This window comes from Vibrio sp. 1580, assembly GCF_033340055.1.
Genome location: NZ_JAWOVT010000570.1, coordinates 1 through 559, shown reverse-complemented (window position 1 = coordinate 559; position 559 = coordinate 1). Strand labels below are relative to the sequence as shown.

General features: G+C 49.7%; 1 protein-coding gene. It reads left to right on the top strand.

Annotation, left to right across the window (positions count from 1 at the left end):
- Positions 1-559, top strand: a 559-nt coding sequence (locus R7093_RS27210; protein ID WP_318147274.1) for an MFS transporter, incomplete at both ends; no start/stop codon positions are given.

Genomic DNA, 559 nt, shown 5'->3' with positions numbered 1-559 from the left:
CCCGGTTAGGCCTGAACAAAACCATGAATATTGGCCTAGCGATGCAAGTGTTTGCGTTGTTAATGTTGGCAGTGCCCAACGCTTGGCTGACGATTCCTTGGGTGATGGCTGCGCAAGCTTTGTCTGGCATCGCTAAAGATCTCAACAAGATGAGTGCAAAGAGTGCGATTAAGACGCTAGTACCAGATGAGCAGCAAGGCGCACTTTACAAATGGGTGGCGATTTTGACGGGGTCGAAGAACGCACTCAAAGGGGCGGGTTTCTTTGTCGGTGGCTTGTTGTTGTCTTGGGTGGGTTTCCAAAACTCGATGTTTATTATGGCGAGTGTGCTCGCGGTAGTGTTCATTTGCAGCATGATCTGGCTAGAAACCGATATGGGCAAAGCGAAAAATAAGCCTAAGTTTAGCCACATCTTTTCTAAGTCTGAATCGGTCAACATCTTGTCCGCAGCGCGCATGTTCCTGTTTGGTGCGCGGGATGTCTGGTTTGTGGTGGCTTTGCCGGTTTATCTCGGCAGCGTATTTGGCTGGGATCACTTGTGGGTTGGTGGCTTTTTAGC